13 protein-coding genes and 1 tRNA gene are annotated in these 15,151 nt (G+C 36.9%); 4 read left to right on the top strand and 10 right to left on the bottom strand.

From position 1 onward, the window contains the following. Window positions 1–593 precede the first annotated feature (593 nt). The 3 genes from trxA to FNW21_RS13430 all read left to right on the top strand — a co-directional run bounded on the left by trxA (window position 594) and on the right by FNW21_RS13430 (window position 2,183). Entirely contained in the window at window positions 594–911 is a 318-nt protein-coding gene (trxA, locus tag FNW21_RS13440; protein WP_144257271.1) for a thioredoxin, read from the top strand. Between the two features lie 140 nt (window positions 912–1,051). Further along, on the top strand, window positions 1,052–1,978 hold the full coding sequence (locus FNW21_RS13435) for a DUF58 domain-containing protein (protein ID WP_144257270.1): 927 nt from the start codon (window positions 1,052–1,054) through the stop codon (window positions 1,976–1,978). Between the two features lie 131 nt (window positions 1,979–2,109). Next, window positions 2,110–2,183: transfer RNA gene (locus FNW21_RS13430), tRNA-Asp, on the top strand. A 331-nt stretch (window positions 2,184–2,514) separates the two neighbouring features. Here the strand turns inward: FNW21_RS13430 and FNW21_RS13425 are convergent. The 4 genes from FNW21_RS13425 to FNW21_RS13410 form a co-directional block, all read right to left on the bottom strand. Further along, on the bottom strand, window positions 2,515–2,640 hold the full coding sequence (locus FNW21_RS13425; RefSeq protein ID WP_144257269.1) for a FeoB-associated Cys-rich membrane protein: 126 nt from the start codon (window positions 2,638–2,640) through the stop codon (window positions 2,515–2,517). A 6-nt stretch (window positions 2,641–2,646) separates the two neighbouring features. Then, on the bottom strand, window positions 2,647–4,746 hold the full coding sequence (gene feoB, locus FNW21_RS13420) for a ferrous iron transport protein B (RefSeq protein WP_144257268.1): 2,100 nt from the start codon (window positions 4,744–4,746) through the stop codon (window positions 2,647–2,649). Between the two features lie 6 nt (window positions 4,747–4,752). After that, window positions 4,753–4,986, bottom strand: coding sequence for a FeoA family protein (locus FNW21_RS13415; RefSeq protein WP_144257267.1), 234 nt, complete (start codon window positions 4,984–4,986; stop codon window positions 4,753–4,755). A gap of 121 nt (window positions 4,987–5,107) precedes the next feature. Then, window positions 5,108–5,773, bottom strand: a complete 666-nt coding sequence (locus tag FNW21_RS13410) for an SCO family protein (RefSeq protein ID WP_144257266.1) — start codon at window positions 5,771–5,773, stop codon at window positions 5,108–5,110. Between the two features lie 221 nt (window positions 5,774–5,994). Between FNW21_RS13410 and FNW21_RS13405 the strand changes: the two genes are divergently transcribed. After that, the gene (locus FNW21_RS13405) at window positions 5,995–8,058 is read left to right on the top strand and encodes a M13 family metallopeptidase (RefSeq protein WP_144257265.1); all 2,064 of its coding nucleotides are present in this window, start codon (window positions 5,995–5,997) and stop codon (window positions 8,056–8,058) included. A 463-nt stretch (window positions 8,059–8,521) separates the two neighbouring features. On the opposite strand, the gene FNW21_RS13400 is transcribed toward FNW21_RS13405, so the two are convergent. The 6 genes from FNW21_RS13400 to FNW21_RS13375 all read right to left on the bottom strand — a co-directional run bounded on the left by FNW21_RS13400 (window position 8,522) and on the right by FNW21_RS13375 (window position 15,079). Continuing rightward, window positions 8,522–9,445 (bottom strand): DMT family transporter, encoded by a 924-nt coding sequence (locus FNW21_RS13400; RefSeq protein ID WP_144257264.1) that lies wholly within the window; start codon window positions 9,443–9,445, stop codon window positions 8,522–8,524. Window position 9,446: 1 nt separating this feature from the next. After that, entirely contained in the window at window positions 9,447–10,274 is an 828-nt protein-coding gene (locus FNW21_RS13395) for a Rossmann-fold NAD(P)-binding domain-containing protein (protein WP_144257276.1), read from the bottom strand. Window positions 10,275–10,379: 105 nt separating this feature from the next. Next, the gene (locus FNW21_RS13390; RefSeq protein ID WP_144257263.1) at window positions 10,380–11,240 is read right to left on the bottom strand and encodes a L,D-transpeptidase; all 861 of its coding nucleotides are present in this window, start codon (window positions 11,238–11,240) and stop codon (window positions 10,380–10,382) included. Between the two features lie 122 nt (window positions 11,241–11,362). Further along, entirely contained in the window at window positions 11,363–13,732 is a 2,370-nt protein-coding gene (locus FNW21_RS13385; RefSeq protein ID WP_144257262.1) for a M28 family peptidase, read from the bottom strand. 24 nt (window positions 13,733–13,756) lie between these two features. Continuing rightward, on the bottom strand, window positions 13,757–14,104 hold the full coding sequence (locus FNW21_RS13380; protein ID WP_144257275.1) for a hypothetical protein: 348 nt from the start codon (window positions 14,102–14,104) through the stop codon (window positions 13,757–13,759). A gap of 294 nt (window positions 14,105–14,398) precedes the next feature. Continuing rightward, window positions 14,399–15,079, bottom strand: coding sequence for a 2'-5' RNA ligase family protein (locus FNW21_RS13375; RefSeq protein ID WP_144257261.1), 681 nt, complete (start codon window positions 15,077–15,079; stop codon window positions 14,399–14,401). Window positions 15,080–15,151 lie beyond the last annotated feature (72 nt).

Below are 15,151 nucleotides of genomic sequence, written 5' to 3'. Positions count from 1 at the left end.
AATTGAATAGATTCATCGTTTTTTTTTATCAAATATAAGGCTTTTTATTGTGTTATGGGTAATTGCGGACAATCAAAAGAAAATAAAGAAATAGGAAGAATTTCTGGAGTAATTAAACCAATAACTGAAAATGAGTTTTTAATGATTTGGAATTTAATGGGGAAAGAAATCCAGATTTTTCCAAAAAAAATCATGAACAAATAATGACGGTAAAACGTAAAAATTAAAAATTACAACTAAAATTACTTTTTCCCAATAGTATTTTTCGTTTAGCCCTGATGGAAGTGGCATCCTTTCCTGCCGGGGTTCGGCAGGAAAGATAGAACGAACAGCAGGACGAGTCTTGTTATAAAACGGGTTGTTGTGCTCCTCATACCATTTTAAGTTAGAATTTACAGCAATATAAAATGTTCATTTTTTCTTTACCGCAAATTTTAACTTAAAATGGCATTAAAATGTATAAAAATAACAAACGGTAATGCACGCATAACCAAAACTAATTTAGGAATAGCATTGGAATGGTTTTTAATTTCTAAATTTGTACTCTAATTTGAAATTTTAAACAATTAAGCATTAATTTAAATACAGATATTATGGCATTAGCAATAACAGATGCTACTTTTGAAGAAGTAGTTTTGAAGTCAACAAAACCAGTTATGGTAGATTTTTGGGCAGCATGGTGTGGGCCTTGTCGCATGGTGGGACCAATCATTGACGAATTGAGTACGGAATACGAAGGAAAAGTCGTAATTGGGAAAGTAGATGTTGATGCAAACCAAGAATTTGCTGCAAAATATGGTGTGAGAAACATTCCAACGGTGTTGGTTTTTCATAACGGCGAAGTAGTAGGAAAACAAGTAGGTGTTGCTCCAAAACAAACTTACGCGGATAGTTTAGACGCATTGTTGTAATAAACACTTTCGCTCTCGTTTTTGAGCAAGTAATGAGATATAAAGGTTTGGCGAAAGTCAAGCCTTTTTTTATTGGTCAAAAAATGAATGAAGCATCAATTTTGTTTTTAATTCAGTCCATCTTTTCATACATTTGAATTATGAAAATCGAATCGCAACTAGCCGAAATAACTCGTTTTGACCATTTAGAACTGCTGGCCAATCAAGTCGTAGAAGGCTTTATTTCCGGAATGCACAAGAGTCCTTATCATGGATTTTCGGCAGAGTTTGCAGAACATAAAGAGTATAATGCCGGCGAGAGTACCAAGCACATCGACTGGAAATTATTTGCCAAGACTGATAGGTTGTACACCAAAAGGTATGAGGAGGAAACCAATATGAGGTGTCACATCATCATTGATAATTCGTCCTCGATGCACTATCCTGTTTTGAAACCGAATCAGTTGTTTTATGAAAACAAAATTGGATTTTCGGTTCTGGCAGCGGCAGTTGTAATGAATTTGTTAAAAAAACAACGAGATGCCGTGGGTTTAAGTGTGTATTCGGATAGGTATGAGTATTATGCGCCCGAAAAGGGTAGTGATCGCCACCACCGCATGATTTTGAATGCGCTTGAAGGCGTATTGACAGCTTCGAAAACTCCAAAAACAACGGATGCGATTCCGTTTTTGCATCAAATAGCCGAGAAATTACACCGCCGTTCGATGGTAATCCTGTTTGCCGATATGTTTCATTTGGGTAGCGATGAAAAGTTGTTTACCGCCTTGCAACATTTAAAACACAACAAGCATAAAGTGGTTTTGTTTCATGTTGTTGATCATAAAACCGAGGTTATTTTTGACTTTGACAATGCACCAAGGAAATTTATTGATGTAGAAACAGGAGAAGAAATAGCCGTTTTTGCCGATACTATCAAACAAGAATACGAAAAACAAGTCGAAAACTACTTCAAAAAGCTAGCATTAACCTGTGCTCAAAACAAGATAAAGTACATTCCTGTAGGCGTTCACGAAAGTTTTGAAAAAATAATGACCACCTATTTAATTGAAAAACAAAACTTTGGATAGCGAGCCCAAAATTTATTGATTTTTTTTCATAAAAACGCTTGCATAAACAGAAATCTATTGTATATTTGCCACCGCAAACAAGTTCACTGAAACCCTATAAAAATAAGGCGATAGTGAAGTAGTAAAGTAGAGGTTTGGTAGTTCAGTTGGTTAGAATACATGCCTGTCACGCATGGGGTCGCGGGTTCGAGTCCCGTCCAGACCGCTCATATTGGGGAAAGCCTTTCGTAACTGAAAGGCTTTTTTGCCCAAATTTAGTATCGAAAGCTAGTTGTGTTGTTTGCTACGAATTTGTAACTCGTAGCGCGGTTTAGTAGTTAGACCAATGAAAAGCTTTTCACTTTATTGTGAATGGCTTTTTTGCATTTTAGGGCAAACCCAGAATCATTCCCAAAACCTATAATCAAACCTGTATAGATTCCTCCAAAATTTAATTTTTACCGAAGAAGCCTTTGATTTGTCTAACAAAATAAAAGTGGTAATTGCGAATTAACGATTTTAGATGAAATTATTAGTGATTACTTTGTGAAAGCGAATTAGCTGCAGCCGCAATCACCACTGCCGCAATTTTTATCGGAATTTTTTTTCTTCCAAAAGTACTTTTTTAGGAGGTAAAAAAGTGCCAAGACCAATATTCCAAAAGCAATAATTTCCTGAATCATACGGCTTTATTTAAGAAGTTGATAGGCAATTAAAGCTACAAGATACGCCAAGCCACTCATAAAAATAAGTTGTCCTAAAGGCCATTTCCAAGTATTGGTTTCTTTCTTGGTGATAGCAAGTGTACTGGCACATTGCATGGCAAAAGCATAGAATAAAAGTAGTGATATTCCCGAGGCAAAATTGAATATTTTGGCGCCTGTTTCGGGATTTATTTCGGCTTGCATTTTGTTTTTAATCGTGTTCTCGTTATCCGAGTCGCCCACGCTATAAATCGTTGCCAAGGTACCTACAAATACTTCTCTTGCTGCAAACGAACTGATGATGGCAATACCTATTTTCCAGTCATAACCCAAAGGCGAAATAGCTGGTTCAATCGCTTTTCCCATTATTCCAATGTACGAATTTTCTAGTTTTTGCGAAGCGATAGCGTTATCAAGTGCTGTTTTGGACAACGGATTACTTTTGGTTTTTTCAATAATAATAGTTTCGGCATTCTTGAACTGTTTGCCTGGTCCATACGAAGCCAAAAACCACAAAACGATAGATATGGCCAAAATGATTTTGCCCGCACCAAAAATAAACGCTTTGGTTTTCTCGATAACATTGATGGCTACATTCTTAAAAAGCGGTAATTTATAATTAGGCATTTCTACAATAAAGTATGTTTTACCTTTGATTTCTAGAATTTTATTCAAAATATAAGCCGAGAAAATAGCCATTCCAAAACCCAAAAGATACAACAACATAAGCGTTAATCCTTGCATATTGATAATCCCAAAAAGGCGTTCATCAGGAATCACTAGAGCAATAATGATCGCATAAACGGGTAATCGAGCGGAACAGGTGGTAAACGGAGTAACGAGAATGGTAATGAGTCTTTCTTTCCAGTTTTCGATATTTCTGGTGGCCATAATTGCAGGAATAGCACAGGCTGTCCCCGAAATTAAAGGAACGACACTCTTGCCCGAAAGTCCAAATTTACGCATGATTTTGTCCATCAAAAAAACCACTCGGCTCATATAACCGCTTTCTTCGAGAATAGAAATAAAGAGAAACAAAAAGGCGATTTGTGGTATAAAAATCAAAATCCCCCCAATACCAGGAATAATTCCTTGGGCAATTAAATTCGTCAAAACTCCTGCTGGTAATTTCTGGCTAGCCAAGGAACTTAAGGAAGCAAAAGTCGTGTCTATAAAATCCATTGGTACTTTTGACCACACAAAAATAGATTGGAAAATACCAAATAATATGACAAAGAAAATCACATAACCCCATATTTTATGAGTGAGTATTCGGTCTAGAACGCTGCGGAAATCCTTGGCTATCGAGGCATCAACTTGAAGTCCTTGCTTGAGCACATCGTTTATAAACTGGTAGCGTTTGATAGTTTCTTTTTGCTGCAACCGCTTCAAATCCGAGTGGGATTTAGTATATGAATTTTTAATTTCCTTTCGTTCTAGATTCAAAAAATTCACATCTTGGGTAATTACCAACCACAATTTGTACAACAACTGGTTTGGAAAAGTAGCACGCAAGCCATCAAAATACTCGGGATCGATGCTCGAAGCGTTCAAACACGGCTCACTCGAAATCGATTTGTAGGTGACAATTAATTTTTTTAATTCTTCAATTCCGTAGCCTTTTCGGGAACTAATCAAGGCAATTTTTGTTTTCAAATGTTCCTCAAGATACGGAATATCAAGCGAAATTCCTTTGTGCTTCATTCGATCCGCCATATTAATGACTAGAATGGTGGGAATTTCTAAATCTTTTATTTGGGTAAAAAGGAGTAAATTTCTTTTAAGATTTTCAACATCGGTCACCACAAGAGCGACATCAGGATACAAGCGATCTTTTTTGTTTAGCAAAAGTTCAATCACCACACTTTCGTCAATAGAACTAGCATTTAGGCTGTAAGTACCCGGTAAATCTAGGATATTGGCTTTGATATTGGTAGGTAATTTACAAAAACCAATCTTTTTTTCTACAGTAATTCCGGGATAATTTCCCACTTGCTGGTTCAATCCTGTGAGTTGATTAAAAACCGAAGTTTTACCTACATTGGGATTGCCTATAAGAGCAACATTTATATTTTTGAGGCTCATTACCGGTTATCTTTTGATTTTTTCAACTTCGATTTGGCGGGCAGTTTCAATCCTGATGGCTACGTGTGAGCCATTTACGTTCAAATACAACGGATCTCCAAAAGGGGCAATTTGTAATAATTCGACTTGGTTCCCAGGTAAACAACCCATTTCTAATAATTTTAAAGGCACGGCATCAATATCAAAATCTTTGATAATGGCTTTTTCGCCTTTTTTGAGAGAATGTATCGTTGTTTGCAAGCCTTATTTAGATTGAATTAAGATTGCAAAAATACATCTTTTAATACAAACCCAAATGATAATTATCAGTTTTGTACCAAATCTTAAGCAAAAATAAAGAATGCCAATAGGAGTTGCTTACTTATTGTGTACACAAAAAATTAATATCCTCAATCAAGCGGGTCATATCCTCTTTTTTGGTGCCGTCATAAAACCCACGAACCCGTCTTTTTTGATCCACCAAAACAAAGTTTTCAGTGTGTACCATATCGTATAATTGTTCTGGCTTTCCTAGTTTTACGGCAAGATAGGACTTTCTGGCCAGCGTATAAATTTCTTTTTTATCGCCCGTAACCAAGTTCCATTTGCTATCGATAACGCCGTTTTTCAAAGCATAGGCTTTTAGCACAGGAATACTATCAATTTCTGGAAAAACGGTGTGCGAAAGTAGCATCACTTTTGGATTGTTTTTGATGGCTTTTTGTACTTCGGCAAGATTGGTTGTCATTTTTGGACAAATTGAACCGCAAGTGGTGAAGAAAAAATCAGCAACATATATTTTGCCTTCGTAATCTTTTTGGGTAATGGTTTTTCCGTTTTGGTTGACAAACTTAAAATCAGCAATCTGGTGGTCTTTGCTAATATATTGCATCGTACTATCGACTAATTCTGGATTAACATCGGATGGATTATAAATAGGCAAGGTTTTCGCAGGTTTCAAAGCGCTATAAAACAAGTAAATGGTAATGCTAGAAAAGACGAACAAAACGGCAAAAAATTTTCGGTATTTATAAAAAAGTGACTTCATGAGGCGTTTTAAAATTATTTTTTGGGTTGAAAAAATCAAAAAAAACACAAAATCTAGAATGCAACTACTGGGTTTTTCCTTTTTCAAAAAAGTGCGCCACAAAAATACAAAACGAAGCTTTGGTAACGAAATATTTAACGTATTGAAATTATATTTAAAATTAACATTTTATTAAAAATAGTATTAATATGTTTGTAATAACGTCTAAACCATTTTGAAAAATGAAAAAAATCTTCGCTAACCCCTTTATTTTTGTGATTCCACTAATTATTGGGCTTTCAGAAACGCAGGCTCAAACCGTTGCAAAACCAACAGAACCTGGGCTTAATGTTACATTTATGGATAAATCCGTCAAGCCAAACGATAATTTCTTTCGTTTTGTAAACGGAACTTGGTTGGATAAAACCGAAATTCCAAGTGACCGAACCTCTTGGGGAAGTTTTAATGAGTTATTAAAAAAAACCGACAAAGATGCCCTAGCAATCCTGAAAGAAGCGGCCAAAAATCCTGTTTATAAATCCAATACGGATCAAGGAAAAGCCGTCAATCTTTTCAAATCAATTCTCGACACTGTTGCGAGAAACAAGCAAGGAATTGCGCCTTTGAAACCGTATTTAGCCAAAATTGATAAGATCAAAACCATTCAAGACCTTCAAAAACTTTTGATAGAGATGGAACCCATTGGTGGCATTGGTTTTTTTGGTATTTATATTGGTGCCGATGACAAAAATAGCATCAAAAACTCGGTAAATCTTGGGCCAGGAAAACTCGGATTGTCTGACAAAGATTACTACTCCGCAGACGATAAAGATTCTAAAGAAAAAAGAGCCAAATACGAACTGCATGTAGCACGAATGTTTGCTTTTATTGGCGAAAAACCAGCACAAGCTACTGCAAGTGCACACCAAGTTTTGGCTGTAGAAACCGCGCTTTCAAATCCAAGATTGAATCGTGTAGAACGCAGAGACAGCCGCTTGCAATACAACCCAATGACCATTGCCGATTTGCAAAAAATGACGCCAGCCATCAATTGGGAAGCTTATTTTAATGGTCTTGGATTACAAAAATTAGATACAATTATCGTTTCGGAACCTAGATACATGAAGGCGTTGCAAACTATTTTTGCCCAAAATAAAATTGCCGATTGGAAATCATACCTCCGTTGGACACTTTTAAACGCCAATACAGGTCGCTTAACAACCACTATCGAAGCCGCTAATTTTGACTTTTATGGCAAAACATTGACGGGTGCCATCAAGCAACGTCCTCGTGAAGACAAAGCCTTGCAAACCGTAAATGCCATGATTGGCGAAGCTTTAGGGAAATTGTATGTAGAGAAAATGTTTCCGGCTGAAGCCAAAGTCAAAGCCGAAAAAATGATTAAAAACGTGATTCGTGCTTACGAAATTCGAATTAATAATTTGCCTTGGATGTCTCCAGAAACCAAAGTAAAAGCCATCGAAAAACTGAACAAAATAACCATCAAAATTGGGTATCCTGATAAATGGAAAGACTACTCGGCGTTAACCATAAAAAGTCCTACCGAAGGAGGAAGCTATTTCGAAAACATGCACAATCTTTCTCGTTGGACCTTTCAAGAAGATGCCGATAAATTACCCAAACCAGTAGACAAAACAGAATGGGGCATGTCACCACAAACGGTCAATGCCTATTACAACCCATCCTATAACGAAATTGTATTTCCAGCTGCTATATTGCAACCTCCTTTTTACAATTACAACGCCGATGAAGCCGTGAATTATGGCGGAATAGGAGCTGTAATAGGACACGAAATTTCGCATGGATTTGACGATTCAGGCGCACGCTACAACGCCGATGGCAATCTAGTAGACTGGTGGACCGCCGAAGATTTAAAACAATTTACAGCCTTAGGCACCGCACTCGCAGATCAATACAGTGCCTTGGAACCTTTGCCTGGCATTCATGTAGATGGTAAATTTACACTAGGCGAAAACATAGGCGATTTAGGTGGTGTAAATGCCGCTTATGATGGGTTGCAAATGTACCTAAAAGAAAACGGCAATCCAGGTCTAATCGATGGCTATACGCCAGAGCAACGCTTCTTTATTTCTTGGGCTACCGTTTGGAGAACCAAAATGAGAGACGAAGCCATCAAAAGTCAAGTCAAAACAGACCCGCATTCGCCAGGCATGTACCGCGCGTATGTACCCGTACAAAACATCGATGCTTTCTACAATGCCTTTTCTATAAAAACAGGAGACGGCATGTACATCACACCCGAAAAACGAGTGAAAATCTGGTAGTTTACCTTTTTTTTAAAATTAAAAACGCCAACTTATTTTGCAATAAGTTGGCATTTTTTTGTGGTGAAGAAAGTAATACCAATACTGTTTATAAAAGTTTACTATGAATTGTGTGGGCAAAAAAAATCTACCACAACCCGAGTGATCAATGTCATTAAGTTAAGAAATTACTCTTTTTATTTTCAAGCAGATTTCGCAGATTTACGCAGAAAAAAGAGGAAAAAATCTGCCGAATCTGCTGAATCTGCGTGCTAATTTTATAATTCCTTCCTTAACTTAATGACATTGCCCGAGCGATAGAATAGGCGAAGCAATTTCACGAATTAACACAATTTTTAAAATTGAATTGCACAAATTCTAATGATTATTGGATTCGTATAATTCAATTTTAAAATCCATTCAATTAGTGGTAGAACTATATAATATACTAGAGAAAAGGAATCTATTTAAAAATAATTTGAAACTACTTCCTTGCTTTCCGTATGCCATAATTGACTAAATACAATCCGCCCAAAGTTACTGCACCGCCAATAGCAATGGCACTATTAAGCGGTTCATGGGCTATAAAAGCCCCAATAAGTACCGCAACAATGGGGTTGATATACGCATAAATACTATTGATGGAAGCGGGCAAATGTTGCAACGCATAGATAAACGCAATAAATGTAAGCACCGAGCCAAACACGACTAAATACCCAATGGATACCCACGAAATCATAGGAATTGCACTCAAACTAACGGATGTTCCTGTGGCACCAACAAAAGCAAACAGTAAAATACTGGAAATAAACATTTGCAATCCTAAACTAAAATAGGGATTAAAACAGGCTGCTTTTTTCTTGGTATACAACGTACCAAAAGCCCAAGTCACTGTCGAAATTATGGATATTAAAATACCAAATCGGAAGTCGGGTTTCAAGAAATCAGTGAGGTGGTCGTAAAAAATAACACACACGCCACCAAAACTAATGACCAGCCCCAAAACCGATAATCGTGCTAATCGTTCGCCTTTAAAAAAGCTAATAATAACAACCCACAAAGGAACCAAAGCCCCAATAATAGCACCCAAACCACTACTAATATATTTTACGCCCCAAGTACTCAACCCATTGCTCAATACAAAATTAAGAATACTCAAAATCAGGATTGATTTCCATTGTTTTCCCTTTGGCCAAGGAGTTTTTTTGTACCAAAAAAAGCCAAGATACAGCGCGCCACCTATAAATTGTCTGATGGCGGCTAGTTGCAAAGCGGGCATGTGTTTCACTCCTTCCTTTGAGGCCAACCAAGTGGTTCCCCAAATAAAACTCACCCAACACAAGGCTAAAATGGGTAAACCAATGGCATTTATTTTGGATAAAAAAGCCGATTTTATGCTATTTTTCAAGTTATAAAGTTGTTTGCACAAAGGTATACTTTAAAACCGAACTCACTTTGTCGCTCCCAATTGTTTTTCCAACCGAGGGCTGGGAATGATTAAATTTTGGCAAAGCCAAATCCATAGCAATCGCTTTTTGAGTATAATATGCCTCACGTGTGGGATGAAAAGGCGACACCGCATTAAAGGTATTTCCCCAAGAATTAGTTTCCAGAATTTTAAGGACAATCCCAATGCAATCGTCTTGATGAATAAGGTTTATAGGAGCCGTTGGATTTTCGATATTTTCTCGACCTGCCAAGAATTTTACAGGATTTCGGTCTTCGCCAATCAAGCCCCCAAAACGGAGAATCGTAGTTTTGAAAGCAGTATTTTTTTGCAAAAGTTGCTCTACTTCAACTAGTTGCTTCCCTCCTTCTGTATCGGGACCCGTTTTAGTTTCTTCAGTCACAGTACATTGATTTCCATCTCCATACACCGATGTGGAACTAATAAAAAGCACGCATTCGATACTCGATTTTTCTATAAAAGGCAGTGTGTTTTTTATCTTTTCTACAAATGTCTTCCGTGTCGAAGTCATAGCATTTGTATTTGACCCACGGAGTTTTGGCGGGACATCGATAATCAAAATTTTAGAATTTTCAAGAAATCCGTCACAATTTCCGGCTATTTCCTCTTCGGAAAGAGCGATTAGATAGGGTTGAATACCGGAGTTTTCTAACATCGAAAGTTTCTCTGGCGATGTCGTAGATCCTTTTACAACGCATCCCTTTTCTAATAAGGCTTTCGCCAAAGGCAAACCCAACCAACCGCAACCAAGAATACTAATTTGAGTCATCATAAAAAAAATAATTGCTCAAAAGTAGTTTAAATTCAAACCATTTGAAAGTTGTAGTAGCTATACCAATGAACACGAATTTATTTTTAAATCGAATATCGTGTATTACTTACTATTTTTCTTTTTTTCTTGTTCCATCAAAATGGTTTGTAGATAGGGCGAAGTGATTTTTTCAATTTCAGTTGTAGTGATTGTTAATGCTTTTGGATTTTGAACCAATTGCAACCACGGTTTTGGCGCATCAAAATCATAACTTCCAAAAACGATTACCGGAGTTCCCTTAAATTTCACATTTTCGTCGTTGATTAAAACCCATTGATCTGCCCATTCGTATAGCGATTTAGCATCTTTTTCGTGCAATCGCAAGCACGAATGCGAGGCAGGATAACCGGGCAAATCATATTGGTGGAACCCAATTCCTTTTTTGTTTTCGATGTTAAAATTCCAAAGCAATTTCCATTCATCATCAAAGGTACTCGTTGTTTCCTCGGCTTTCCAGTTCGTAAAAAACAATCCTGTGGGCGTAGGATCTTTTTTTCTACCCATATTTGTTGGTCCAGTATAAACCAAGATTCCATTTTCATAAGCCGCAAAAGTTTGCGTTGGATAGGAAAAGAAAATGATTTTTTCTACCTGCTCTAAATAAGGAACCTGCATAGGAAAAGGCAAATAAAAAGCCATATCGCCAGTCATATCTGTTGGGATAATCACGGAATCCATTTTGACAAAAAACGCTTTATCAGTGCGATTTACTGCCAAAGCAATTTCCAAATTAGCCGTACTTTGGTTTGTTTTCAACCACTTTTTAGGATTTTGAAAAGTATAGGAAACTGCTTTTGGGGCTTTTCGAACAGGCTTTTTTTGGACAATTTTAACCGTTTTTGGACTATTTTCGGCTTCCGCTTGTTTGCAGGACAAAGTAGTAAGCGCTAATATAATTCCAAGTAATGCTATACATTTTTTCATAACGAATTTCTTTATGTAAAAATGACGGAATTACAGCCGCAAATTGTTACATAATTATGGAAACTAATTATAGTATTTACGGTTTTGAAACGACAGCATTTGGGAACTAAAACCAATACTACTTACTTCAAACTATCCTTTGCAATGGGTTGTAACACTGCGGGAATGACCAAAGGAGCAGCCACTACTGGAGTTGGTTTTATTTTTTTGCGAATCACCACCGCATCATTCAAGACAAAAGGGGTTGGCATCATCCAAGACTCTCTTTTTTTGAGGTTAAGCAATGGATTGGTAACCAAGTCAAAGGAACTTTCCATCAAATCCATGTCAAAAACGGTGCTGCTATTGATTCTAAATTGCAGTTCTAGCGGTTCGTTATTGACCACATAATAGCTCAAAATTTTCTTTCCTTTTCGGACTAATTGCGTGTCTTTTTGACCAATAACTGTTGCGCCATTGGCTTTAAAGAGATGTAAATCCATTTTTTCATTGGCAAAAATATCATACCTATTCACTGCTCTATTGGGTGTGATTTTTATTTTAAGATACCGCACATTGCCCACCACACTATCTCTCAAGAACGCAATGGTAGGTTGCTGTACGTTTATTTTGGGTGCTTGAGCGGTATAGGTAAAAACCGAATTATATTTGCTAAACAACGGCAAATCGTCTGTTTTTTGAACCTTTTTTGGAACTTCACCCAAATACGTTTTTGTCCAAGAATCGAGATTGGTGTCATACGTGACCCAATTGGCCTTATCCGTATCGGCGTTATACACGTAGAGTAAGCTATTGGATTTGGCTTTCCCAGATTCGTAACCAGATGCTAGGTGTGCTTTGGCAAAAAAGCCAACTGCCGCTCCAAAAAACAGCAATGCCAAGATTCCCTTTTTGGCATACGCCCCAAAAATAGGAAGCAATAACCCAAATGCCAAAACGGTAAGAATTGCACTTCCAAAAAGCACTTTGAGTCCCAAACCAACCGGAAACATCTGGATAAACGGCGCAACAATAAGCAATGTTGGAATCCCACAAAGGACATTAAAAATCCAATTTGATTTTTGCGTTAGCACAAAGGCACCAAAAGCAAACAACCCAAAAAATACTGGAATAATCAAGAATCCCGCTCCAGGCAAATACACCGCCACAAGAAAATTGATACTAATCCAGATCAAAAGTGGCAGTACATAATGATTCATAGTCACCTTCTTGAACGAAAAAAGACTATAAAACAAGAAACAAATTGCCAAACTCAACAATACAAAAGCCGCTATATACGCATGACCATTATAGGTAAAACCATTGAGCAAATCACCGTATTGCGGATAGACTAACAACAGCCCTTTCCAGCCAAAATACGTTACCAAACCCGCCACTAGCAAGGAACCCACAAACGGAAAAAAACCGCGACCCACTTCCCTAAACGTTATAATTCGTTTGGCTTTGCCCAGAAAAACAAGGAAAATAAAAATCGCAAGAGCCACAATCGCCATAGGCCAAATCCAACTAAACGGATAGCTAATAAACGCAAACGGAATCGTAAAATAGGCATAATCAACAGTAGCTTTTGTAGCAGCCAAATTCGCATTCGAAAAATAATTCAGCAACGGCATCAAGTACGTTCCCTGATGCGCCAGAGTGTTTTGGTCTAAATGTTGGGCATCGTCCTGCGCCGTATGGTAATTAAAATGGTCGTCTATAAAAGCAAAATTGTAGCCTTGAATGTTGCCTTGTTGTCTAAAAACCGTTAAATCCGTATCATTAGGCAACATTTTATAAATGCTGTACATCAACGAATTCGAAACCGGATACGTAGCATTTGCAGCAGCAAACTCCTTGACCAAGCCCGCATTTCCTGCATTGGTTTCCATGAGCATATAACTAGGTCCAGAAGAACCTCGGGCTTCAAAATTGAGTACTAATCCCACCTGTTTTGCCCAAGCGTGCTGTGTTACAAACAGTGCTGCGCCATTCAAACCCAACTCTTCGGCATCTGTAAAGAGAATGATAACATCGTTTTGATGCGCTTTTTTCGAATGCAAAAACGCCCGGACACTCTCAAGAATCGTTGCCACTCCAGAAGCATCATCGCTAGCGCCATGCGAGTAGGAATGCGGTGCGCTATCATAATGCGAGAGCAAGAGCAATGCTTTCTTGGCACTATCGGTTCCTTTTATACGAGCCAAAACATTTTTGGATTGCACTAGATTTCCCCCATCACTCAACGTAAAACCGACCTGCGTAGTCGTTTCAAGTCCCAGTTTCTGGAGTTCCTGAACCACATAATTGGCCACCACATCATGGTTAAGAGATCCCACATAATGCGGTTTTTGGGTCATTGCCTCAATATGTGCAAAAGCCCTTTTGGTCGAAAATTCCGAAAGTGATTTTCCTCCATCCTCATGCGATTGCGGTTTCATCGCTGCAAAAACAATTCCTAAAACCGATAGGAGCAGCAGCAGTGAACCTATCGAACTGTATTCTTTTTTCATGCTATTTTGTAGATTTGTGGTATTTTAAATATCTTTTTTAACAAGCATATAATAATCCGAATCCAATACCAAGTAGCCTTGGTCGTACAGGAAATAGTAGGTATTTCCCGTTTTGGTATTCAAAATATTCGTGAAAAACTCAAAGTCAAAACCTTTACTCAACAGCTTGGCACGTGTTGTTTTGGTTTTTCCATCCCCATTCAGGTCACACAAAATACGGTAATTTTTGCGCAATTTGTTGTTAATATTCCGCATATAATTCGTGCTGTCCTTGTTAATTTTGTTGTTGTAAGCATTTCGACAGCCGTCACTACAAAACTTTTTGTCCTCGCGACCCACAATTTTTTCAGCGCATTCTAGGCAGGTTTTCATCATCTTGTTTTTATATCAAATTGTTGGCTTGTTCAGGAGCGAATGATTTGGTTTTTCAGCCGGTATGGATTCCTGCTGTCATTCCAATCTTTTTTGTTGCGTGAAAAACGCCCCAAAAAAGGATTTTCCCTTCCATCAGGGCTATTTTAGGTTTTATGGTTTTTTAGTTGTTTTAGAATCAAAAATTAGGTGTCGTTGCTTTTGGGATTTGAACAAATTATTTCAAATACAAAACCGCCTTTCTATTAAGCCTAATACCCAAATTGTTTCTTGCGTATGTTAAGCGACAAAATTTTATGTGACAAATTCATATATTTTTTTCACGTATTGTTCTCTTTGATACCAATCGTTATAAACAAGCTCAAATTTATTTACTTTAAAAGTTCCAAAATCATAATTAATATTTTTATTCAAAAATTTCAAAAATTTTTCTTTTTGACTTAATTCTGTTTTAAATCGAATAATTGTAGAATGCGCTGTTTGTATCGAATATCTTTTATCTAAACTTTGTTCTAAATTAGAGTTTTTAAATTCTTTTCTCAACCTATCCCTAATGTCATTTAGTTCGTTATTATCCATAAATCCTTGTATCATAACTCCAGAAGGTGAAGCCGTGATTCCTTTGAAACTAATATTTAAGTCCACTCCTTCTAAAAGACATTTTTTAGTCAATTCAATATATTTTTGAATATCAATTTTTGACATATCAAAACCGTTGTAACATGAAATTATCGACATTACTGTAATGTGAATATCAGAATTTGGATAATAATATTGATTTGGCTCTATTTTTTTAATTTTTTTGAGAAATTTATGAATCTCTTTTTTAATTTCATTAGAAGGTCTTATTAAAAGTGTTAGTCCAAACCTTTTATCTTTTTCAGAATCGATTAAATTGTCAATTTCATAATTGTCAGAAGAAATTTTACTTATCGATTCTTCATAAAGTTTTTTATAATGATTTTCTAGATTCATTTACCACAGATTATTTTAATTATTCCGATTTTTTTTGATAATGTCTGCCAACTTATCGATTATTTTCTTCAG

It is taken from the genome of Flavobacterium restrictum (genome assembly GCF_007097245.1).
Classification (GTDB): domain Bacteria; phylum Bacteroidota; class Bacteroidia; order Flavobacteriales; family Flavobacteriaceae; genus Flavobacterium; species Flavobacterium restrictum.
The sequence above is the reverse complement of the archived record's forward strand: the minus strand, read 5'-3'. Positions and strand labels throughout refer to the sequence as shown.